This is a genomic window from Streptomyces sp. NPDC017993, assembly GCF_044328065.1.
GTDB lineage: Bacteria > Actinomycetota > Actinomycetes > Streptomycetales > Streptomycetaceae > Streptomyces.
This window is the reverse complement of record NZ_JBIRGO010000009.1, coordinates 80656-103338: the sequence shown is the minus strand read 5'-3', so window position 1 is coordinate 103338 and position 22683 is coordinate 80656. Positions and strand designations below refer to the sequence as shown.

At 73.1% G+C, this 22683-nt stretch carries 18 protein-coding genes; 10 read left to right on the top strand and 8 right to left on the bottom strand.

The genetic code is table 11. The features are described from left to right. Positions 1-546 precede the first annotated feature (546 nt). From ACH4FH_RS18275 to ACH4FH_RS18265, 3 genes are all read left to right on the top strand, one after another. Positions 547-1791 carry a lycopene cyclase family protein gene (locus ACH4FH_RS18275; protein WP_398556875.1) on the top strand — a complete coding sequence of 415 codons (1245 nt, stop codon included), beginning with the start codon at positions 547-549 and terminating at the stop codon, positions 1789-1791. Then, the gene (locus tag ACH4FH_RS18270; protein ID WP_398556874.1) at positions 1788-2516 is read left to right on the top strand and encodes a class I SAM-dependent methyltransferase; all 729 of its coding nucleotides are present in this window, start codon (positions 1788-1790) and stop codon (positions 2514-2516) included. Before ACH4FH_RS18275 ends, ACH4FH_RS18270 begins: the two co-directional genes overlap by 4 nt. A gap of 62 nt (positions 2517-2578) precedes the next feature. Further along, on the top strand, positions 2579-4081 hold the full coding sequence (locus ACH4FH_RS18265; RefSeq protein WP_398557105.1) for an FAD-dependent oxidoreductase: 1503 nt from the start codon (positions 2579-2581) through the stop codon (positions 4079-4081). Between the two features lie 40 nt (positions 4082-4121). Here ACH4FH_RS18265 and ACH4FH_RS18260 read toward each other — a convergent pair whose 3' ends face one another. The 5 genes from ACH4FH_RS18260 to ACH4FH_RS18240 all read right to left on the bottom strand — a co-directional run bounded on the left by ACH4FH_RS18260 (position 4122) and on the right by ACH4FH_RS18240 (position 9887). Next, positions 4122-5129 carry a DUF5914 domain-containing protein gene (locus ACH4FH_RS18260; RefSeq protein WP_398556873.1) on the bottom strand — a complete coding sequence of 336 codons (1008 nt, stop codon included), beginning with the start codon at positions 5127-5129 and terminating at the stop codon, positions 4122-4124. Next, on the bottom strand, positions 5126-6127 hold the full coding sequence (locus tag ACH4FH_RS18255) for a phytoene/squalene synthase family protein (RefSeq protein WP_398556872.1): 1002 nt from the start codon (positions 6125-6127) through the stop codon (positions 5126-5128). Before ACH4FH_RS18255 ends, ACH4FH_RS18260 begins: the two co-directional genes overlap by 4 nt. Next, positions 6124-7659 (bottom strand): phytoene desaturase, encoded by a 1536-nt coding sequence (locus ACH4FH_RS18250; protein ID WP_398556871.1) that lies wholly within the window; start codon positions 7657-7659, stop codon positions 6124-6126. Before ACH4FH_RS18250 ends, ACH4FH_RS18255 begins: the two co-directional genes overlap by 4 nt. Beyond that, positions 7656-8852: a polyprenyl synthetase family protein gene (locus ACH4FH_RS18245; protein ID WP_398556870.1), complete on the bottom strand. Its 1197-nt coding sequence runs from the start codon at positions 8850-8852 to the stop codon at positions 7656-7658. Before ACH4FH_RS18245 ends, ACH4FH_RS18250 begins: the two co-directional genes overlap by 4 nt. Before the next feature lie 543 nt (positions 8853-9395). Next, positions 9396-9887, bottom strand: a complete 492-nt coding sequence (locus ACH4FH_RS18240; protein WP_398556869.1) for an Asp23/Gls24 family envelope stress response protein — start codon at positions 9885-9887, stop codon at positions 9396-9398. A gap of 511 nt (positions 9888-10398) precedes the next feature. On the opposite strand from ACH4FH_RS18240, the gene ACH4FH_RS18235 reads away from it, so the two are divergent. Together ACH4FH_RS18235 and ACH4FH_RS18230 are read left to right on the top strand one after the other, a co-directional pair. Beyond that, entirely contained in the window at positions 10399-12645 is a 2247-nt protein-coding gene (locus ACH4FH_RS18235; RefSeq protein WP_398556868.1) for an FUSC family protein, read from the top strand. 24 nt (positions 12646-12669) lie between these two features. Further along, the gene (locus ACH4FH_RS18230; protein WP_398556867.1) at positions 12670-13290 is read left to right on the top strand and encodes an L-threonylcarbamoyladenylate synthase; all 621 of its coding nucleotides are present in this window, start codon (positions 12670-12672) and stop codon (positions 13288-13290) included. A gap of 99 nt (positions 13291-13389) precedes the next feature. Here ACH4FH_RS18230 and ACH4FH_RS18225 read toward each other — a convergent pair whose 3' ends face one another. After that, positions 13390-14103 carry a GntR family transcriptional regulator gene (locus tag ACH4FH_RS18225; protein WP_398556866.1) on the bottom strand — a complete coding sequence of 238 codons (714 nt, stop codon included), beginning with the start codon at positions 14101-14103 and terminating at the stop codon, positions 13390-13392. Between the two features lie 175 nt (positions 14104-14278). On the opposite strand from ACH4FH_RS18225, the gene manD reads away from it, so the two are divergent. From manD to ACH4FH_RS18200, 5 genes are all read left to right on the top strand, one after another. Next, complete coding sequence (gene manD / locus ACH4FH_RS18220; protein WP_398556865.1) at positions 14279-15487, top strand: D-mannonate dehydratase ManD; 1209 nt, start codon at positions 14279-14281, stop codon at positions 15485-15487. Between the two features lie 5 nt (positions 15488-15492). Then, positions 15493-16977, top strand: coding sequence for a mannitol dehydrogenase family protein (locus tag ACH4FH_RS18215; protein WP_398556864.1), 1485 nt, complete (start codon positions 15493-15495; stop codon positions 16975-16977). A gap of 110 nt (positions 16978-17087) precedes the next feature. After that, positions 17088-18485, top strand: a complete 1398-nt coding sequence (locus ACH4FH_RS18210) for an MFS transporter (RefSeq protein ID WP_398556863.1) — start codon at positions 17088-17090, stop codon at positions 18483-18485. Then, positions 18482-19552, top strand: a complete 1071-nt coding sequence (locus tag ACH4FH_RS18205) for an L-idonate 5-dehydrogenase (RefSeq protein WP_398556862.1) — start codon at positions 18482-18484, stop codon at positions 19550-19552. The genes ACH4FH_RS18210 and ACH4FH_RS18205 overlap by 4 nt, the downstream gene beginning before the upstream one ends. Positions 19553-19770: 218 nt before the next feature. Then, the gene (locus tag ACH4FH_RS18200; RefSeq protein ID WP_398556861.1) at positions 19771-20904 is read left to right on the top strand and encodes a PP2C family protein-serine/threonine phosphatase; all 1134 of its coding nucleotides are present in this window, start codon (positions 19771-19773) and stop codon (positions 20902-20904) included. 53 nt (positions 20905-20957) lie between these two features. On the opposite strand, the gene ACH4FH_RS18195 is transcribed toward ACH4FH_RS18200, so the two are convergent. Both ACH4FH_RS18195 and ACH4FH_RS18190 read right to left on the bottom strand, forming a co-directional pair. Beyond that, on the bottom strand, positions 20958-21794 hold the full coding sequence (locus tag ACH4FH_RS18195) for an alpha/beta fold hydrolase (RefSeq protein ID WP_398556860.1): 837 nt from the start codon (positions 21792-21794) through the stop codon (positions 20958-20960). After that, on the bottom strand, positions 21791-22384 hold the full coding sequence (locus ACH4FH_RS18190) for a TetR/AcrR family transcriptional regulator (RefSeq protein WP_398556859.1): 594 nt from the start codon (positions 22382-22384) through the stop codon (positions 21791-21793). The genes ACH4FH_RS18195 and ACH4FH_RS18190 overlap by 4 nt, the downstream gene beginning before the upstream one ends. Between the last annotated feature and the right edge of the window lie 299 nt (positions 22385-22683).

Below are 22683 nucleotides of genomic sequence, written 5' to 3'. Positions count from 1 at the left end.
AGGGAGGCCGCCGCGCGGGAACAGGGGACCTGGCGCCACCGGTGGGCGCCGAACGTCCGCCCCGGGAAGCCTCGTTGGGGGGTGGATGACGCGAAGGTGTTCCACGGCGACCGCCCCCGCGCGGAGTCCCGCCCGGCGCCGACACCGGGCATGGACGGCCGCAGGCGGCCCGCCAATTGGTCTAGACTTTACCGGTTGATGGCGCACGGTCAAGAGGACGGTCACTCTCCGCTCCTCGCCACTGGCGGCACCTGCGTGAGGTGCGGAGACACCTGGTGCGTACGGGGCGGCCCCCTTCCCCGGGCTCCCCCGGGCATCGGACATGCGGCCGTGCGCCGGACCTGCGCGGCCCCGCGCACACGCGGGTCCCGCCACCGCACGCCTTCCGGGCGCGGCGGCGGCACGCGCCAAGGGTCGCACTCAATAGGCCGCGAGAGGCAGAACCTCACCTTCCCGGGCGCCGCCTGCGCCGGTGCGCGTCCGCTCTGCGGAAAGATCGTCGGGGCCGGGCGTCAGCGGCCGGCCGATCGTCCGGGAGGAGGTGCGGTGCGGGACGCGGACATCGTCATCGTGGGTGCGGGTGCGGCCGGTCTGTCGCTCGCGTACCGCCTCTGCACGGCTGCCGCCGGGTCCTCACGCCCCTCCGTCGTCCTCGTCGACGCGCCCCGGGGGCCGCTCAGACCGCCGGAGCGCACCTGGTGCTTCTGGGAGGCGCCTGGCGGCGAGTACGACGCCGCGTTGTCGGCGTCGTGGGAGCAGCTGCGGGTACGGGGCCGGGACGGCGGTTGCACCGTGGGGCGGCCGGCGCCCTTGCGGTACAAGATGCTCCGATCGAGGGCTTTCGAGACCCTGACCGGGGAGCGGCTGTCGCGCGCGGACGGGTTCCGCCGGGTCGAGGCCACGGTGCACAGCGTCCGCGACGCGCCCGGCGGCGCGGAGGTCCACGGGCAGGACACGGCGGGCAACCCGGTGCGTATCAGGGCCCGGTGGGCCTTCGACTCCCGTCCGTCGCCTCATCTGCCGCCCGCGCGCACGACGTTGCTCCAGCACTTCCGGGGCTGGTTCCTCCGCACCGCCCGCCCGGCCTTCGATCCGCGGGTCGCGGACCTGATGGACTTCCGTACCCGGCAGCCCGCGCACGGCCTGTCCTTCGGCTACGTCCTGCCGCTGGGGCCCCGGGAAGCGCTGGTGGAATACACCGAGTTCTCGCGCGCGGTGAGCGACGACGACGCCTACGACCGGGCGCTGCGCCACTACACCGGTGACGTCCTGGGGCTCGGCGAGTTCCGCGTCACGGCCGTGGAGCAGGGCGTGATCCCGATGACCGACGCCCGCTTCCCGCGCCGCGCGGGCCGTTCGGTGCTGCGGATCGGCACGGCGGGCGGCGCCACCCGGCCCTCGACCGGATACACCTTCGCCGCCGTACAGCGTCAGTCCGCGGCGATCGCGGACGATCTCCTGGCCGGGCGGCCGCCGTCGCCGCCACCCCCGCACGCACGACGGTCCCTGGCAATGGACGCGGTGCTGCTGCGCGCGCTGGACAGCGGGCGGGTGGACGGGGCGGAGTTCTTCACCGGGCTGTTCCGCGCCCTGCCGATGGGGCGGATGCTGCGCTTCCTCGACGGCCGGTCCCGGGTGTGGGAGGAACTCCTCATCGGACTGCACACGCCCATGGCGCCGATGGTGCGTACCGCCCTCGAAGTTCCGTGGCTGCCCCGGCGGCCGTCCCCGGCACGATCCGCGTCCGGCCGTCCGGACCGGCCCTGCGACCAGGAAGAGAGCGTCATATGACCCTGCTGCGCGATGACGAGCTGTCCGCGGCTTTCGACCACGCCTCCCGCGCCTACGACCGGCTGGTGGCGGTGAATCCCGGCTACCACCATGATCTGCGGCGCTCCGCCCGCCGGCTGCGGCTGCCCGCCGACGGCGCGGGCATGCGCCTGCTCGACCTGGGCTGCGGCACCGGCGCCTCCACCGCCGCGCTGCTCGCCGCGGCTCCCGAGGCCGAGATCGTGGCGGTGGACGCGTCGGCCGGGATGCTGGAGCGGGCAGCCGCCAAGTCCTGGCCGCGCGCGGTGTCGTTCGTGCACGCCTCGGTGGAGGAAATGGGCGCGGCGGGCGTGGCAGGGCCGTTCGACGCCGCATTCGCGGCGTATCTCTTCCGTAATGTCACCGACCCCGAAGGGGTCCTCACCGCCTTGCGCGATCTGCTCGCGCCCGGCGGCCGGCTTTCCGTTCACGAGTACACCCTCGGCGGGAGCGCAGGGCACCGCGCGCTGTGGACGGCGGTGTGCCGCGGCATCGTGATGCCGGCCGGTCGGCTCACCGGGGACGCGGAGCTGTACCGACACCTGTGGCGCAGCGTCGTGGAGTTCGACACCGCGCCGGCGTTCGGCGGGCGGGTGGCCCGCGCCGGGTTCACGGACGTACGGGTACTGCCGATGCCGGGGTGGCAGACCGGCATCACCCACACCTTCGTGGCCCGCGCGCCGGGGTCGGCGGAGGGAGGGCGGTGAACGCCCGCGAGGTCGAGGCGGCCGGCGCGGTCCCGGCGCGCGGCAGGGACAGACGGGCGCGGGTGGTGTGGCCGGCGCCGGGCAGCGGCCGCTTCGGCGGCGGCAGCGCACCCGGCGTGGCGGTGATCGGCGGCGGCATCGCCGGACTCGCCGCGGCCACGGCTCTGGCCGAACGCGGCGCGCGCGTGACGCTGTACGAGCGCGAGCAGCACCTCGGCGGCCGGCTCGCGGGCTGGCCGGTGGAGCTCGCGGACGGCTCCCGGGCCACCATGAGCCGCGGTTTTCACGCGTTCTTCCGCCAGTACTACAACCTGCGGGGACTGCTGCGCCGGGCGGACCCGGCGCTCGGCATGCTCACCGCGTTGCCCGACTATCCGCTGCGGCACAGCGGCGGGATGTACGACAGCTTCGCGCGGGTGCCCCGGACCCCGCCGTGGAGCGCCCTCGGTTTTGTCGCGCGCAGTCCCGCCTTCGGCTGGCAGGACCTGCTGCGGCTGAATCCGGGGGCGGCGCTGCCGCTGCTCGACGTGCGGGTGCCGGAGGTGTACGAGCGGTTCGACGACCTCAGCGCACGGGAGTTCCTGGCCCGCATCCGATTCCCGGAGGCCGCTCACCATCTGGCGTTCGAGGTGTTCTCCCGGAGCTTCTTCGCCGATCCGCGGGAACTGTCCGCCGCCGAGCTGGTGTTGATGTTCCACATCTACTTTCTCGGCTCCAGCGAGGGACTGCTCTTCGACGTGCCCGACGAGCCGTACCCGCAGGCGCTGTGGGAACCGCTGGCCCGCTATCTGACCGGGCACGGCACGCAGGTGCGTGCCGGGGTCGAGGTGACAAGCGTGCAGCCCGCGGTGGGCGGCGGGCTGGTCGTCGAAGCGGAGGGCCGCACCCGGCACCACGACGCGGTGGTGCTCGCGCTGGACACCGGCGGCCTGCGGCGGTTGGCCGGCGCGTCGCCACGGCTGGGCGACGCGCCGTGGCGCGCACGCCTGGCACGCTTGCGCACCGCGCCCCCGTTCCTGGTGTCCCGGCTGTGGCTGGACCGACCGGTGGCGGCGCACCGGCCCGGGTTCCTGGGCACCAGCGGCTACGGTCCGCTGGACAACGTCAGCGTGCTGGAGCGCTGGGAGGGCGAGGCGGCCCGCTGGGCAGCGCGCACCGGCGGATCGGTGGTGGAACTGCATGCCTACGCGGTCGACCCCGGAGCTGATCGTTCCACCGAACAGGACCGCCTGGTACAGCAGTTGGCTCGCGTGTACCCCGAGACACGGGAGGCGAGGGTCATCGACGCCCGACACGAGTGGCGTGCCGACTGCCCGCTGTTCCCCGTGGGCGGCTTCTGCGACCGGCCCACGGTGCGCACCCCCGATCCGTCCGTGGTGATGGCGGGCGATGTGGTGCACACGCCGTATCCGGTGGCGCTGATGGAGCGGGCGGCAACCACCGGGTTTCTCGCCGCGAACGCCTTGCTGGAACGGTGGGGCGTGCGGGGCCAGGTCCTGTGGACGGTCCCGGAGAAGGGCCGCTCGGCGGCTCTGCGGGCCGTGGCGCGACTGGGAGCCGGCTGATGCGGACCGCCCCGTGCGGCGTGCCGCGCCGGCGTGCCGATCAGCCCGGGAAGCGGCCGCTGCTGCGCAGGGCCCAACGCCGTTCCGCGTAAGCCATGTCGTCCCGCCACAGTCGCCCGGCGGCCGCCCGCATCAACGGGCGGAGTACGGGCGCGGCGGCTCGGGCCACGGCGAACCCGGGCCGGTCGGAGGAGGCGACGACCGCCTCGATGACCGCGGTGCGTGGCTTGCCCCGGTCATCCGGCCCGAGCGGGGTGGCGTGTGTCTCCACCACGGAGCCGCGCCCCTCCCCCTCGGTGATGTGCATGACGACCGTGCGGGGCTCGGGCGCGGTGAAGACCGCCCGAACCGGCACCACGGCTCGTCCGGCGACCTTGAAGGAGACGTCCAGCACGAACCCGTCCCCGCCCCGGCCCTCGGCGGGCACGTCCACCACGCTGAGATCGACGAAGGAGTACGGGTGGAGCCACGCTCCGTGCCACGGATCGAGCCGGTTGGCGACCACGTCCTGCGGTTCGCACACGCCGGTGCCGGTGTAGACCGCCGCGACGGCTCCGGCGGGGTGCGGACGCTCGGGGAGAACCGGCCGGTCCAGGGGCTCCTCCGCCCCCGCCTCGTCCAGGCGCACCCAGGCCAGCACGCCGTCGTCGTACGCCGGGAAGGGCTCCCAGCCCGCGAACGGCGCGCCGTCCAGGGCGAGTCCGTGCCAATGACAGATGAGAGTGCCGCAGCGCACCGGGCTGTCCTTGAGCGGCGCACCCAGATGGGGGCAGGCGCCCGGTCCCGCGACCAGCTGCCCTCCCGCGTCGCGCCAGAGCACCACTTCCCTGCCGGCGACGGTACGGCCGAAGGGACGGCCGGGCGTGATGTCGCGCGCGGCACCGACCACGTACCAGTTCCCGGAGGGGCGGGCCGTCGCCCGCTTCAAGGCGTCGGCGATCAGGCCGGGCCTTGCGTCCTGCCATGTGGGCCGCTGCTGCTCCCAAGGGACGGGGCGGCGACGCAGCCGCAGCGGATAGCGCCCGCGCCACGCGCGGTCCGCGCTCAAGCCGCCTCCTCGTGGGTGCGCCCGGGAGCCGGGAGCCGGCACGCCGCTTCCGGTCGGGGGAAGCCGGTCGCGCGCACGCGGGCGGCGGCGACGCGCGTCAGGCCGTCGAGCGCCACCGCGACGCGGCGCCGGCGGGGCACCACCGCGCGGCGGTGCAGTACGGCATAACCGTCATCGCGTACGGCGTCGAGGATGCCGGCGTAGAGGACGAACGCGGTACGGATGCAGGGGCGGGACACCGGGTCGAGTATGGCGAGACCGGGGGCCGCCTGGCGGTAGATGCCGCGGGTGAGGTCGGCGGCGGCTTCGAGGGAAGCGGTGATGCGCGGGTCCCGGGCACCCGTCGCCCGGCTCCAGCGCAGGAGTTCACGGTCGGCACCGTGGGCGGCGAGCAGGTCCGCGGGCAGATAGACACGGCCGCGGTCGAGGTCCTCGCCGACGTCCCGCAGGAAGTTGGTGAGCTGGAAGGCGACCCCGAGGGCTGCCGCGTGCGGCGCCGCTTCCTCGCGGGGGACGACGGTGCCGAGGACCGGCAGCATCTGGAGGCCGATCACCGCGGCCGACCCGTGCATGTAGCGGCTCAGGTCCTCGAAGGTCGGATAGTCGGTCACCTCCAGGTCGCTGCGCATGGACGCCATGAAGTCCGCGAAGTGGCGGTGGTCGATGCCGTACGCGCGCGCGGTGTGGGTCAGTGCCCGGACCACCGGCTCGGTGCTGTCGCCGTGGCGCAGCCCGCACTCCAGCCGCTGTTGCAGGGCGGCGAGGGCGCGGCCGCGTTCCGCGTTGGTCGCGTCGCTGTCGAGGTCGTCGACGATGTCGTCGGCCCAGCGCGCGAAGCCGTAGAGGGCGTGCACCGCGGGGCGTCGTGCGACGGGGAGCAGCCGGGTGGCGAGGAAGTAGGTCTTGCCGTGCCGGGCGTTGAGGCTCCGGCACCGCGTGTAGGCGGCGCGCAGTGCCGGATCGGTGATGCCCGCGGCGTCCAGTTCCCGGTCGGTCATGCCGGCACACCCTTCGCCGCCGGCCGGGGGGCTGCGGACGCGAGGCGCCGGGGCCGGGGGCCGGTGACGCGGGCGGCGGCGAGCTTGCCGGAGAGGAGGACCGTCGGTACGCCGACGCCCGGGGTGGTGCCGCAGCCCGCGAGTACGGCGTTCTCGGTGCCGTTCACCAGATTGCGCGGGCGGAAGGGGCCGGTCTGCGCGAAGGTGTGCGCGGTGGCGAACGGGGTGCCCGCGGCGTGCCCGGCCGCGGTCCAGTCCGCCGGGGTGACCAGGCACTCCTCCTCGATGGCGGAACCGAAGCCGCCGAGGCCGCGGCGGTCGAGCGTGGCGAGCAGCCGGTCCCGGTAGCGGGGCGCGAGGTCCTGCCACTCGCGGGCGCCCGGTCCGATGTCGGTGTTGGGGCAGGGGGCCAGGATGTAGTGCAGGTGGCGGCCGGGCGGCGCGAGTCCCGGGTCGGTGGCCGTGGGGCGGGTGATGAGCAGCGAAGGGTCCGTCATCAAACGTCCGGTACGTGTCAGTTCATGGAACGTGCTCTGCCACGCGGCGCCGAACGAGAGGGTGTGGTGGGCCAGTTGGGGCCAGGTGCGGTCGGTGCCGGCGTGCAGGACCACCGCCGAGGGTGAGTGCCGCAGCGCGAGGGGGCGGCGCGGCCGCCGACCGAGCAGGCCGTAGCTGACCGGCAGGTCCGGGGTGAGGACCACGGCGTCGCAGGGCAGGCGTTCCTGGTCGGTGATGACGGCGGTGATCCGGTCACCGGCGCGCTCCAGCCGGGTGACGTCCTGGCCGTAGCGGAATTCGGCGCCTGCGTCGGCGGCGGCGTCGGCCATGGCCTGCGGCAGCGCGTGCATGCCGCCGCGGGGGAAGTACACCCCGGCGACCGTGTCCATGTAGGCGATGACGGCGTACGCGGCGAGGGCGCGGGCGGGCGGCACGCCGGCGTACAGGGACTGGAAGGTGAAGACGCGGCGCAGCCGTTCGTCGGCGAGGAACCGGCCGACGCGGGCGTCCAGGCGGCCGAAGCCGCCGAGGGCCGCGAGCCGGGCGAGGTCGGGGTGGAGCAGTTGCAGCGGCGAGTCGAAGTTGGCGTCGATGAAGCGGCGCATCTGGACGCGGTGCAGCTTTTCGAGCCAGTCGCGCAGCCGCCGGTAGCCGGCCGCCGCGGCGGGCCCGGCGAACCGCTCGACCTCGGCTTCCATCGCCTCGGCGCCGGTGTGCACGTCCAGCTGGGTGCCGTCGGCGAACCGGGCGCGGTAGGCGGGGTGCAGGGCGACGAGCTCGATCCGGTCGCCGAGCCGTTCGCCGACCGCCGCGAAGCACTCCTCGACGAGGTCCGGCATGGTGAGCACGGTCGGTCCCGCGTCCATGCGGTAGCCGTTGCGTTCGATGCGACCTGCGCGGCCGCCGGGCAGTGCGTCGCGCTCGACGACGGTCACCCGGCGCCCGGCGCCGAGCAGATGCAGGGCCGCCGACAGCCCGGCGAGCCCGGCACCGACGACCACGACGTGGTCCGTGGGCCCGCTGAGTACCTTCATCGGCCACCTCTCCTGACGGCGCCGGTGACGGTCGCTGCGCCGCCGGGGCCTGCGCCGCCGTCCGGCGGGCCCGGGGCGCACCGCCGGCCGTCGGCGGCCCGCTTACCGGCGATGGCGCACACCATGTCCCGCAGGCGGCCGCCCGGCACCGGCGCCACGCCTGCCTCGTCCAGGTGGCGCGTGCTGTCTGCGGCGAGCCGGCCGATCTCGGCCTCGACGACGGCGCGGGCGCCGTTCGTCACGAGCACGTCGCGCACCCGGTCCACGTCGTCGTCCGACAGGCCGGCGTCTCCGAGGGCGCGGTCGAGAAGTGCCCGTGCCGCCTGGTCCCCGGCGCTCTCCGCGCGTGCCCTCGCGACGGCGACCAGGTAGGTCAGCTTGCCCTCCCGGATGTCGTCGCCGGACGGTTTTCCGGTGCGGTCCGGGTCGCCGAACACACCGAGCAGATCGTCGCCGAGCTGGAAGGCGATCCCCGCGCAGCGGCCCGCGGCGGCCAGGGCACGGGTGGTGCGCTCATCGGCCCCTGCCAGGGCCGCACCGAGGGTCAGCGGCCGCTCGACGGAGTACCGCCCGCTCTTCAAGGACGCCGTGCGGATCGCCTGCTCCCGCGAACGGCTGCGCGTGACCTGGTTGTGCAGATCGAGGTACTGGCCGGCGACCATCTCCGTGCGCATGGCCCGCCAGATCCCGTCCACCCGGCGGCGCGGGCCGGGAGCCAGGACGGTGTCGGTGACGGTGTCGTCGGCCCAGGCCAGCGCGAGGTCCCCGGCGAGGATGGCGGCCGCCGTACCGAACGGCTCCCGGGCGCCGTCGCCGTATTGCGCCGTCAGGTCGGCGTGCACCGCCGGCCGCCCGCGGCGCAGCGGAGAGCCGTCCATGACGTCGTCGTGCACCAGGGCGCAGGTCTGGAGGAGCTCCAGCCCGGCGGCGATGCGCAGGGCTGCCGCCACGTCCACCGAGGTGGTGCCGCCGCCGCAGGCCCGCAGCCCCCACCACAGGAACTGCGAGCGCGTACGTTTCCCGCCGTTCAGGGTGAAGCGCGCGACGCGCTCGGCGAGGTCCCTCGCGAAGGTTTCGTCGATCCCCGCCGCGCCGGCGACCCGCTCGCTCAGTACGGCCGCGAGGACACCGTCGACGGCGCCCGGGACGTCGGCGTCCACCACCTCGGGCTCCGCACTGCCCTCAAGCGCCACGCCCGGATGCGCGGAGTCCGGCCCGCGCACCGGACCGGACGGAGCCCTGCCGGGTCCGGACGGAGCCGTACCGGAGTCGGACCGCTCAGTCGCACAACACAGGGAAGCGAGGGACTCGTTCGCCCGGGTGCGCATCGCACGTCCTCTCCTGGCATCGATCTCTCATGGCGTCGATCGAACGAGGTCGTAGCTGTTCCCGGCTCGGCGCGCCATCGGAAAAACGCGGTGAACGGCGCCGTGCCGTGGGCCGAGCCGGCGCGGTCACCGCCGGTGCAGTCCACCACGCCCCTTCCCGCCCGCTTCGACGCCACGGCCGGGAGGCCGCCCGTTCGGCGGAGGCGACAGCACGCCTCCGCACGCCTGGTGACGTCCCGTCACCCAAGGAACGCGTGAGCGAGCCCTGCCGAGCACCGCCCCGTAGACATGTGGCCAGCGCCCGACGGCGGAGCGGGCGGTGCCACTCGTCGGCGCGGGCCGGGCGAGGGTCGCCGAGCGGGCCCACTCCTGCGCCTGCTCAAGTGGCGCTGTGGGGAGGCCCCTCCCTCAGCGCACGCGCCCTCGTGCCTGCCCCTCTTCCTCCTCGTCCTCCTCGTCCGGCAGGTGGATGTCGTCGACGGCGATGTTCACCTCGACGACTTCCAGACCCGTCATGCGCTCCACCGCGGCGATGACGTTCTCGCGGGTGTCGGCGGCGATCTCGGTGATGGGAGGGCCGTACTCGACGACGATGTCGAGGTCGACGGCGGTCTGGCGCTCACCGACTTCCACGTTCACTCCGCGGGTCACCTGCCCGCGGCCGCCGGGGACCCGGTCACGTACGGCGCCCATGGTGCGGGCGAGTCCGCCGCCCAGCGTGTGGATGCCCGGCACTTCCCGTGCCGCAGTACCGACGATCTTCGCCACCACGCTGTCGGAGAGGGTGGTTTTCCCCCGGCTCCCCGGCGGCGCGTCAGGCCCGGTCTCACCGGACTGCAATGTTGCTTCGTCCTTTCGTCCGGATCCCCCGGACGCACTGGTTCTGGTCTGCTCCGCCATGGGCGGCCACCTCCTGAACAGGACCGGGGCCACCGGTTCCGAGAACACGGGGAACACGGTGAACGCACCCGTTACCTCCAGTTTGCTGCGACGTGCCACCGGCGGCGACCGCACCGCTGTGAACAGGCATCGCGCCCGAGGCGCCGTCGGCTTGCCCGCTTCGCACGGCACCGGCGGCGGGCCGTTGCAGCGCATTGCGCGGCTCGTCACCGCCACGAGAGGTGACCGGCGGTGACCGCCGGCCTCCGGGCTGTACGGCTGCCCGCCGATCGAGAGATGCTCCGGGACGCGGTCACTGCGCGCCTGAGGAGGCCCAGCCCTCGGTCCCCCGGCCCGGGTTGGCCCAGCGGCTCCTCCGGGCGTGGGAGGGCAGCGTCGGCCGAGGGCCCAGGGACGCCACGATGCGCTGGACCGGGAGAGCCTGACGTGGCATCAGGGACCGTCGGCCGCCTCCGGCGCTCCTCGGTGCGGCTCTGCGGACGGCACCCGCTTCCGTCTTAAGCTCGGCCGTGTGACGTGGCTGCGGGCGCTGAGGGAGATCGTGCGCTCCGGGCTGACGATCGAGCGGACCCGGCTCGAACCGCTGGTCGCGCTGCGCGCGGCGGCCGGCGTGGCGATCGTGATCGGCCTCGCGCTGTCGCTGGTCTCCCCTGCGTTCGCCGCTTCTGCCGCGTTCGGCGCCTTCTCGGCCGGCACCGCCACCTTCCAGCGGAGCTGGCGCCCGCGAAAGGTCGTCGCGCTCGGTGCCGGTGCCGGACTGGCACTCAGCACCTTCCTGGGCTATCTCGCGGCGGCGTACACCGTGCCGTTCCTGCTGCTGCTCGCCCTGTGGGCCTTCCTCGCCGGGATGGCGTGGTCGGTCGGGCCCACCGCCGGGATCGTGGCGGCGACGACGGTGGCCATGATGCTGGTGACGGTCACCCTGCCCACCAGCGTCGTGGACGCGCTGGAGCACGCGGCGGTCATCGCGTTCGGCGGGGTGGTGCAGGCGACGCTGATCTTCCTCTTCCCCATCCGCCGATGGGGAGACCACCGGGACGCACTCGCCGACGCCTTCGCCGCGGTGGCGGACTACGCCCGGCGGCTGCGCCACGACCCGGTGGCCCCGTTCGACCCGGAGCCGATGATGACGGCTCGCAGCGCCGCCACCGTCACGCCGTCACAGGCACGCAGACGGCCTGCCGCCCTGCACGGCCCCCGGGGCCTGGCCGAGCGCATCCGGCCGGTCCTCGCCTCTCTCGCCGACCCCCGGGTGGGAGCCCCTGAGGAGGGGCCGGGACGTGACCGGGCCCGGGAACTGCTGAGTTCGGCCGCCGACATCCTGGACGGCGCGGCCCGCTCGATCCGTCGCGACGGCCCGGCCTTCATGCCCTCGGAGGGCGTACACGTCACGGACGACGACGTGTTGGAGGGGCCGGCGCGGCAGGCGGCGGTCCGGCTGGCCGATCAGCTCGGCGAGGTCCAGGAGATCGCCGGCAGCGGACGGACCCACGAGCCGTCCGGCGGGGCCCACGCGGCGGCTGAATCCCCCGCCCTGCTGCGTCCGACGCTGTTCCGGCTGGTACCGGTCATCCTCCGGGCGTTGCGCCGCGAACTCGACCCCGACTCCCCCGTCCTCCGGCACGCCGTACGCCTCGCGGCCGTGGCGTCACTCGGCTACCTGCTCGGCACCGCGCTTCCCCTGGGCCACGGCTACTGGGTGCCCATCACCTCGGTGTTGGTGATGCGGCCGGACTTCCACCAGACCTACTCCCGCGCGGTGGCACGGTTCGCCGGCACCCTGGTGGGCGTGGCGCTGGCCACCGGGGTGGTGCAGCTGGCCCACCCGGATGCGTCGCTCTCGGGCTGCCTGGCCGTGCTGTCGGCCGCGCTGATGTACCTGTTGATGCGCACGGGGTACGCGGTGTCGCAGTCCTTCGCCGCGGCGTATGTGGTCTTCCTGCTCGGGATGGGCGGCGCGGAGTGGCACCAGACGGTGCGCGACCGGGTCCTGCTCACCCTGCTCGGCGGTCTGCTCGCGATGCTCGCCTACCTGGTGTTCCCGGCCTGGGAGACACCGCGGCTGCTGGACCGGCTCGCGGACTGGCTCACCGCGAGCGGGCGGTACGCGGCGGCGGTGGTCGGCAGTTACGCGGATCCCACGGGCCGGCACCGCGCGGACGTACGCCGGACGCTGCTGGCAGCCCGCGAGGCGCAGACCGCATGGGAGGAGGCCTTCGAGCGGGCAAAGCAGGAGCCCGTACGGCACCGTGGGCTGACCCGCGAGGCAGCCGATGAGGCCCAGGACGCGCTCACCGCGCTGGGGCGCGCGGCGATGCTGCTGGAGGCGCATCTGCCGGAACGCGGAGCGCGGCCCGTCCCGGAGGCCGAGGACGTCGCCGAAGCGCTCCGTGGGGACACCGAGCACGGCGCACGGGATCTGCGGAGTTGGCGCGCCCCGAGCTGGGAGCGAACCGAGAAGGCGCTCGACGCCTGGGAGGGAGCCGGCGCCGACCGCGATCCGATGGTGCGACGCGGGGCGGAACTCCTGCTGGGGGCCATGCAGGAACTGGCGGACGCCATGGACACATCGCCGTTGGAACGGGACATCGAATCCGCCCTGCAGGAGCGGCACGCTCGTGCGGAACGGGAAGAGCAGTCCGGGGAGGGGGCCGGAACGGGGACGGGCGCGGGAAAGGGAGCGGAAACAGGCGGCGCGGAGGGCGCGCGGCGGGATCGCGGTGCCGGTCCGCCCGCGCCGCCCACGGAGACCGGCTGAGTCCTGATCACCTAGACTCTGCGGATGGCGAAGTATTTCGACGTGCACCCCGACAACCCCCAGCGGCGCACCATCAGCACGGTTGCTGACAGCATCCGCTCCGGTGCGCTCGTCGTGTACCCGACGGACTCCTGCTACGCGCTGGGAACCCGGTTGGGCAGCCGTGACGGCATCGGCCGGATCCGGTCGATCCGCAACCTCGACGACCGCCACCACTTCACCCTGGTGTGTCAGAACTTCTCGCAGCTCGGGCAGTTCGTCCACGTCGACAACGACGTGTTCCGCGCGATCAAGGCAGCCACCCCCGGCCGCTACACCTTCATTCTTCCCGCGACGAAGGAGGTGCCCCGCCAGCTGCTGCACCCCAAGAAGAAGACGGTGGGGGTGCGGATCCCCGACCATGCCGTCGCCCAGGCACTGCTCACCGAGCTCGGTGAACCGCTGCTCTCCAGCACCCTGCTCCTGCCGGACGAGGAGGAGCCGATGACCCAGGGCTGGGAGATCAAGGAGCGGCTCGACCACGTCGTGGACGCGGTGGTCGACTCCGGCGACTGCGGCACCGAGCCGACCACGGTCATCGACTTCTCCAGCGGCACGCTGGAAATCGTCCGCCGAGGAGCCGGCGACCCCACGCGCTTCGAGTAGCCGGAAGCAACTCCGCACATCGGGCACGGGCGCACGGACGCCCGTGCCCGTAACTGTGCCTGGGCACAGGCCGAGGCAGATCCCCGACTGCCGGTCCGGTCAGTCCCAGACGACGACGTTGCGGCGGACGGGCACCGACCCGGTGTCCGTGGCGAACAGCTCGGGCGAGCGTGCCCGGACGCGCTCGACGTCGTCGAACACCGCCCTCAGATGGGCGCGCATGGCCGAGCGGGCCTGAGCTGCTTCGCCCGCGAGCACCGCGTCGAAGATCTCGACGTGCTGGGCGGCGAAGCCCGCCGGCGAGGCGGTGTCGTAGAGGCCGAGCCGGCGCGCCCGGTCGAGATGCCCCTTGGCCGAGACCACGGTCGCCCAGGCGCTGCCGTGCCCGCTCAGCCGCAGCAGGGCGTGGTGGAACGCCTCGTCCAGCGCGAAGAACTCCTCCAGGTCAAGGCCCGGCCGCTGCTGCTCGGCGAGGTTGCGGCGCAGCTCCTCGATCTGCTCGGGATCGAGTGCGGTGGGGAGGTCGTCGAGCGCGGCGAGTTCCACGGCCTCCCGCAGGAACTGCGCGTCGGCCACCCTGGCCGGATCGACACGCGAGACGAACGATCCGACCTGCGGAAAGATCTGGACCAGCCCCTCCTGTGACAGGAGGATGAGGCTCTCGCGGACCGGGGTGCGACTCACCCCGAGGGACGCCGCGAGCTCGTTCTCGGAGAGCGCCGCGCCCGGTGGGAGTTCCAGGGCCAAAACCTTGCGGCGCAGCGTCTCGTAGACGGCTAGGCGGCTGGTTCGTTGCCGGTTCGATCGGGCCATGCGCTCATCGTATCGGGGCCCGCCGACCGCTCCGCCCATGCTGGTCAATCGATGTTTCGAAAGTATTGCGCAGCTGTACGACCAATGCTTGTATACCAGTGCTGGTCGGCCAGCTGTCGGATCGGCCGCACGCCGCCCACCGGCACGGTGCGTATACCGAAGGAGCAAGATTTCCGTGAGCAAGATCGAGCGTGTCGAGGTGTTCGTCGCCTCCCCCGGACGGACATTCGTCACCCTGCGCATCACCACCTCGGACGGCGTGACGGGGCTGGGCGACGCCACCTTGAACGGGCGCGAGCTGGCCGTGGCGAGCTATCTGCAGGACCACCTCGTGCCGCTGCTGATCGGCAAGGACCCGGCCCGTATCGAGGACATGTGGCAGTACCTGTACCGCGGTGCCTACTGGCGCCGCGGACCGGTGGCGATGACCGCCATCGCCGCCGTGGACACCGCCCTGTGGGACATCAAGGGCAAGGTCGCGGGCCTGCCGCTCTACCAGTTGCTCGGCGGCCGCTCCCGCGACGGCGTCATGGTCTACGGGCACGCCAGCGGCACGGACACCGCGTCCCTGCTCGACGACGTCGACCGCTACCTCGACCTCGGCTACAAGGCTGTGCGCGCGCAGGCCGCCGTCCCGGACGTGGGCGGCACGTACGGCGTGCGCAAGGGCAAGGTCTACGAGCCGGCCGCCACCTCACTGCCCGACGAGCAGCCCTGGGACACCGAGTCCTACCTGCGGTTCGCCCCCACCTACCTGGAGGCGGTCCGCGAGCGCTTCGGCTTCGGGTTCCACCTCCTGCACGACGTGCACCACCGGCTCACCCCGATCGAGGCGGCCCGCTTCGGCAAGCAGGTCGAGGACTGCCGGCTGTTCTGGATGGAGGACCCGACGCCGGCCGAGAACCAGGAGGCGTTCCGGCTCATCCGGCAGCACACGACGACACCGGTCGCCGTCGGAGAGGTGCTGACCTCCATCTGGGACGTCCAGCACCTGATCACCGAGCAGCTCATCGACTACGTCCGCACCAGCGTCGTGCACGCCGGCGGCATCACGCACCTGCGCCGCATCTTCGACCTGGCCGCGCTCTACCAGGTCAGGACCGGCTCGCACGGGGCGACGGACCTCTCCCCGGTCACTCTCGCCGCCGCTGTCCACCTCGACACCACGGTCCCCAACTTCGGTATCCAGGAGTACATGGAGCACGCGGACGAGACCGCGGAGGTCTTCCGCAGCGGGGTGACGTTCGCCGACGGCATGCTGCACCCGTCCGAGGAGCCCGGTCTCGGCGTGGAGTACGACGAGGAGGCCGCCGAACGCTTTCCCTACCAGGCGCGCTACCTGCCCGTCGCGCGCCGCCTGGACGGCTCGGTGCACGACTGGTGAGCGCCATGAACCTGCCCTCGGCCCCGGCCGCTCCCACGCTGAGCCGCCGCACCCTCGACCTGGTCCCCCCGGCCCTGCGCCCGGCCGTCGATCCCGGCGACCTGCGTCCGCGCATCATCCACTTCGGACTCGGCGCCTTCCACCGGGCGCACCAGGCCCGCTACACGGAGGCCGCCGCCGCCCGCTCCGGCGAACCCTGGGGGACCGTCGTCGTCGCCCCGCGCTCGGCCTCCACGGCGGCGGCGCTGCGGTCGCAGGACTGCCTCTACTCGATGACCGAGCTGCGTCCGGAAGGCACGGTCACCCGCGTGTCCGGGGCGATCGTCGACGCCCTGGGAATGCAGCCGGACGCCGCGCGGATCGACGGACTGCTCGCCTCCCCCGACGTCTCCGTGGTGAGCCTGACCATCACCGAGAAGGGCTACCACCGCCGCCCGGACACCGGCGCGCTGGACACCGCGGCACCGGGGATCGCCGCCGATCTCACAGCCTGCGGGACCGGCGTGCTCAGCACCGTCATCGGGCGCATCGCCACGGGACTCGCCGCGCGGATGCGCTCCGGCGGCGCCCCCGTCAGCGTCGTCTCCTGCGACAACATGGCGGCCAACGGTGCCGCGCTGGGCCGGGTCGTGCGCGACTTCGTCGAGGCCGCGCCGTGGCCGGACCGGCAGGCCGTACTCGACTGGATGGCCCTGTCGGTCACGTTCCCCTCGACGATCGTGGACCGCATCGTGCCCGCGACCACCGACGCGGACCTGCGGGCGGCGCAGGCCGCACTCGGCGTGCACGACGCCCTGCCGGTCGTCGGCGAACCGTACCGGCAATGGGTCCTGGAGGATTCCTTCGCCGGGCCGCGGCCCCCGTGGCAGCTGGACGGCGCGCTGTTCGTCCCCGACGTCGTGCCGTACCAGCTCATCAAGCTGCGGATGCTCAACGGCTGTCATTCCGCGCTGGCCTACGCGGGCGCCGCGGCGGGCTGCACGACCATCGCCGACACCCTGGCGACCGACTGGGGCGAGCGGCTGGTGCGTGCCCTGTGCACCGAGATCGCCCCGACGCTGCCCGCCGGCGGCCCCGCCCCGGCCGCCTACGCCGAGGGCCTGGTGCAGCGGTTCCGCAATCCCGGTGTGCGTCACCTGCTCCGGCAGATCGGCTCCGACGGATCCCTGAAGATCCCCGAGCGGTGGCTCGACGCGCTGCGTGCGCTGCGGGCCGCCTCCGCCGCCACCCCCGTACTCGAACTCGCGCTGGCGGCCTGGGCCAATGCCACGCGGCCCGACGGTGACGGCGGACAGCTGTTCGGTACGACGGACCCTGCCGCCCCGGCCCTGCACCGCTGCTGGCACGACGGCACGGACTCCAAGAGGCAGGACACGATCCGCCGCCTGCTTCTCGTGCTCGGTGCCACGGACCTGGCCGAGGACGCCGCCCTGACCAGCGCCGTCGCGGCCCGGCTACCCGCCCTGCGCGCCGGCCGCATCGAGGTCTGACCCGCGCCCGGGTCCGGCCCCCACCACCCCCTGCCCCAAGGACCGCCCACCCAGGGAGCCACGCCCCCGTCCCACCGCTCCCGCACGGCCAGAGAACAATGGAGTTCCTCATGACGGAAACGCAAGCGACGGAGCCGATGAGCGCCGCGAGAAGAACGACCCGCGATCTCACCAGAGCAGCCGTCTCAGGCTGGCTCGGCACCGCCATGGAATTCATGGACTTCCAGCTCTACTCGCTGGCCGCCGCCATCGTCTTCAACAAGATCTTCTTCCCCGACGTCAGCCCCGCGATCGGCCTCATCGCGGCCATGGCGACCTACGGGGTCGGCTACGTCGCCCGGCTCGCCGGGGCCCTCTACTTCGGCCGGATGGGCGACCGCATCGGACGCAAGAAGGTGCTGTTCCTCACCATCCTGCTGATGGGCGCCTCGACCACGCTGATCGGCGTGCTCCCCACGTACGGGGCGATCGGCATCCTCGCGCCGATTCTGCTGGTCGTCCTGCGCCTCGTGCAGGGCTTCGGCGCCGGCGCCGAGATCGCCGGGGCCACCGTCATGCTCGCCGAGTACGCTCCCGTCCGGCGCCGCGGCCTGATCTCCTCCCTGGTCTCCCTCGGCACCAACTCCGGCACCCTCGCCGCCTCGGGCCTGTGGGCGGTGCTGCTCGCCACGCTGAGCGAGGAGCAGCTGATCACCTGGGGTTGGCGGCTGCCGTTCCTGCTGAGCTTCGCCCTCATGGTCTTCGCGGTCTGGCTGCGCCGGAACCTCAAGGAGAGCCCGGTCTTCGAGGAGCGGGCCGACGTCGTGGACGGAGTGGCGATGTCGCGCGCGGAGGTCGCCTCCGCGGTCGAGAGCAAGACCACCGATGAGCAGCAGGAAAGCGTCCTCGAAGCCGGTATCCGGCAGCGCAAGGGCAAGGCGTTCTTCCTCGCGCTCGGCCTCCGCTTCGGGCAGGCCGGCAACTCGGGACTGATGCAGACGTTCCTCGTCGGCTATATCGCCACCACGCTGGGTGCCGACCGGTCCGTACCGACCGACGCCATCGTGTACGGCTCGCTGCTGGGTTTCGCCACGGTGCCGCTGGTCGGCCTGCTCGGTGACCGCTTCGGCCGTCGCCCCCTCTACATCGCCCTCACCGTTCTGACCATCCTCCTCGCGTTCCCGGTGATGCTGCTCATCGCCTCCGGCAGCACGGCCGGTGTGATGGCCGGCATGGTCGTCGGGCTCAATGTGGGTGTCCTGGGTCTGTTCTCGTTGGAGAGCGTCACGATGGCCGAGCTGTTCGGCGCGCGGACCCGCTTCACCCAGCTGGCGTTGGCCAAGGAGATCGGCGGCATCCTCGCCACCGCCGTCGGACCGGTCGTCGCGGCCACCCTCACCGCCGTCACCGGCAGCTGGTGGCCCGTCGCGGCGATGCTGGTCGTCTACTCGCTCATCACCCTGGTGTCCATCGTCCTCGCCCCCGAGACACGCGGACGTGACCTGGTGCGTCTGGAGGACGCGGCATGAAGGCAGTTGTCGCCCACGGCCCCGGCGACCTCCGGATCGACGAGCGTCCCGCACCGGTGCCGGGCCCTTGTGAAGTCCTCCTCGCCATGGAGTGGGGCGGGATCTGCGGTTCCGACGTCGCCTACTTCAAGCACGGGGCCTCCGGTACGGCCGCGCTCAAGGATCCGCTGGTGCTCGGGCACGAGGTCGCCGGCCGGATCGCCGCCGTCGGCAAGGAGGTCACCGGGCTGACGGAAGGGCAGCCGGTCACCGTCCACCCGGCGGAACCGGTGGGAGACGACCGGCTGCCCGACCGGATCGCCGGCCGCACGAACCTCCACCCCTGCATCCGCTACTTCGGTTCGGCCGCACTCCATCCGCACACCGACGGCGGATTCAGCGAGTACCGGGTGGTCCGGGCGGCGCAGATACGGCCGCTCCCGGAGAACGTCAGCACCGAGCACGGCGCCCTCGCCGAACCCCTCGCGGTGGCCCTGCACGCCGTGCACCGCGCCGGTGACCTGCGCGGAAAGACGGTACTGGTCAACGGCGCCGGCCCGATCGGTTCACTGGTGGTGGCCGCCGCCAGGCACCGCGGGGCCGCCGCGGTGATCGCCGCGGACCTCTCCTCGGCGTCGCTCTCGGTCGCCGAGGCCATGGGCGCGGACGAGACGGTCGACCTCGGCCACGGGGCGGCCCTCCCGCAGGACGTGGAGCTGGCCTTCGAGGCATCGGGCGCCCCGGCCGCACTGGGCCCGGTCCTGCGGGCAACCGCCCGCGGCGGCACCCTCGTGCAGGTCGGCAACCTGCCCGGCACTGCCGTCACCGCGGCCCTCGGAGATCTCGTCACACGGGAGATCACCTGGATCGGCTCGTACCGCTTCGTCGAGGAGATCGACGAAGCGCTCCTGGCCATGCAGCAGGGCCTCGACGTCTCGCCGGTCATCAGCCACCGTTTCGGGCTGGACCGGGCCGCGGAGGCACTGGCCGTCGCTGCCGACCCCACCAGCGGCAGCAGCAAGGTCATGCTGCGCCTGGGCACCGCACCGCCCAGGCCGGCCCGCGGAGGCAACCGGCCACCTGCCTGAGGGCCACGCCCCCCGCTCCGGCTCGAACGCCCGCTCCACCGGTTGAAGGATCCGGCGGAGCGGGCGTTGACAGGTCCCGGGGACGTTCCGCTGCCGATCAGGCCCGGCCGGGGTCACCGACCCGCTGAACAGGGCGTCCTTCGCCCATTTGGGAGCCGGTCGCAGATTTCACCGCGCACTCCGCTGTCGCGAACCTGCCGGCAGGGCAGAATGGCCTGATGAGGGTGTTGCCAGTGTGGTCACGGGTACGCCGTTGGATTCCGGCGGTAGTGATCGCTCTCGCGGCCCTGGTGGACCTGCTGACACCTCCCACGGTGTCGTCGGCCCCCTTGCTGGCCGTGGCACCGGTGACGGCCGTTTCCCTGCTCAGCCCGGCCGGCATCGTCGGCATCGGCCTTTCGGCGATGCTGGTGCAGGCGGGCCTGGGCTACGTCGACGGAACCTACGGCTGGCAGGACGACGCCGCCGTGCAGATCACCCTGGCGGCCGTCACCGCACTGGCCATCGGTCTGAACCGGTCGCTGCGCACCCAACATGTCAGCGCCAGCCGGGCACGCTACGCCGCGGAGGTGGCCCAACGGGCCGTACTGCCGCGTCCGCCGAGCCGGCTGGGAAACCTGCGGATCGCCGCCCGCTATGTGCCGGCCGAGGACATGGCGCTGATCGGTGGCGATCTCTACGTGGTCCAGGAGACGCCCTTCGGGGTGCGCGCCATGGTCGGCGACGTCAGGGGCAAGGGCCTGTCCGCCGTCACGGCGGTCAGCGTCGACATCGGGGTCTTCCGCTACGCCGCCGACCATGAGCCCGACCTGCCGAGCCTGGTGGAGTGCATGGAGGGGGCGCTGCTGCGGGAGAGCCAGCGACGCGAGGGGCTGGACTCGATCGAAGGGTTCACCACCGCCCTCATCGTGCAGTTCACCAGTGACCTCAGCCAGTTCCACCTCATCAACCGCGGCCACCCCGCCCCTCTCCTGCTGCACCAGGACGGCACCGCACGCGTACTGGAGCCGTCGGAGGAAGCACCGCCGCTGGGCATCACCGCTCTCGGGAGCTGGAAATCACCGGTGGAAACCCACCCTTTCCCACCCGGGGCCACGCTGTTGTGCTTCACCGACGGAGTGACCGAGGCCCGCGACCGCGCCGGCAACTTCTTCGACCCCGCCGAACGTGTCCCCCGCATGATGCAGTCCTACCTGCGCCAGACCGGCCAGCTCCCGGACCTGACCACCGTCCTGGACTTCCTCGTCCGCGATGTGAGCCGCCACAGCGACGGCGCCCCCCAGGACGACCAGGCCCTCCTTGCCCTTCACCGGCCCCTGCCCCGGGCGGACCTCCTCGCCCACCCCCTCTGACCTCGCTCGGTGGGCCGACAACCGAGATCCCGCACGCCGTCGGCGGACTCCGCCTAAGCGCGCAAGACCTTCCGAAGGAGCTGGCCGAACTCGGCGGGGTGCGTGGTCGAGCCGGTGTGCCCGCCGGGGAAGTGCAGGAGTTCCGTGCCGAGACGCTCGGCCAGGAAGGCGGCCGGCCGGTAGGGCAGCTCGCCTCGTGAGTCCTCGCCGCCGGCGAGTACGAGCCGGTCCGACACCGCCTGTAGCCGGTGGATGTCGGGGTCGTAGGACATGAAGCTGGGCACGATGCGCCCGACGAAGTACGGCAGGTTGGCCATCGTCGACTCGGCCCGCGCCGCTGCCTGCGGCGGAAGCTTCATCTCGGCCGCCGGCTCGGCGGTGTCCCCGGCCTTCTTCAGACCCGCGGCGAACACGGCCATCGCCGGCATGAGCCCCTGGGCGCGGAACGCCTCCTGCACGCGCGCGATGAGCGCGCGATGTTCGGCGGCGTCCGGCAGGACCTCCACGACGGGCGGTTCGTGCGCCACGACGCGTTCGACGCGTGCGGGGTGGGCGGTGAGCAGATGCAGGGCGGCGATCGCGCCCGAGCTGGTGCCGAACACCCGGGCGGGCTCATCGGGCGAGAGCAGGTCCAGTATCCGGAGCGCGTCAGCGGCGTGCTCGGCCACGCGTTGCTCGGCCTCGGGGTCGTCCAGCGTGCTGCGGGACATGCCGCGCGGGTCGTAGGTCGCGACGGTGAATTCGGCGGCCAGGTCATCGACGATGCCGTCGAAGGAGGCCGCGCCGCCCGACCCTCCGGGGATCAGCAGCAGGAGCGGGCCCTGGCCGCGTACGACGTAGTGCAGGGTCGCGCCGTTCACCCGCAGGGTGCTGATGGTCGGTGCGGTCATGAGGGGTCTCCTTCTCGGGACGGGGGCCAGTGCTCCAGGAGGGTGTGCAGGGCGTCGAGGGCGCGGACCCAGGAGTGCTGCGGTGAACGCTCGTGGGCGAACCCGCCTGCGGCCTCCAGGGCGACGAATCCGTGAAAGGTGCTGCGCAGCAACCGGACCGCGTCGGTCAGGTCGGGCTCGGGCAGTCCGTAGCCGCGCAGCATGCCGTAGGTCAGCTCGACCGCGCGCCGCGGTCCTGGCGCCTGTGCGGCAAGCTCGGGGTCGATCCGGATCCGGGTCTGCGTCGCCATGTAGCGACCCGGGTGCTGGTGGGCGTACTCCCGCCAGGCGTCGGCGAACGCGACCAGCGCGTCCTTGCCCGCCCGCCCGGCGGTCGCCTCCGCGATCCGGATGGTCTTCTCGTCCGCCGCCAGCAGCGCGATCCGTCCGCGCAGATCCTCCAGGTTGCGCACGTGCGCGTAGAGACTCGCGTCCTTCACGCCGAGCCGCCGCGCCACCTGCGACATGGTCACCCGGTCGAGCCCGACCTCGTCCGCCAGCTCGGCGCCCGCGATCGTCACCCGCTCCGCCGTCAGCCCTGCCCGCGCCATGCACCCTCCCATGATCCTAGGACCTCTAGATATAAACTAGGGGCCCTAGGAACGGCAAGTGGGATGGCGAGCGGCAGGCGTACTCGCGCCGATTCCGCCGAGATTCGGACAGGCTGACCGTGCGCACGCGCATCGACTGCAACGGTCCTCGTCGGCCATGTGCAGCGGCGCGGTCAGGGACTCCTGTGCCAGGCCGAGGGCGGAACGAAGGGTGTTCGCGTCGGCGGCGCGGGCATGTTCGGCGACCGGGGCGAAGCGCGCGCCGAGGAGCCGCCCGCAGCGGCTACCGAACGCGATCG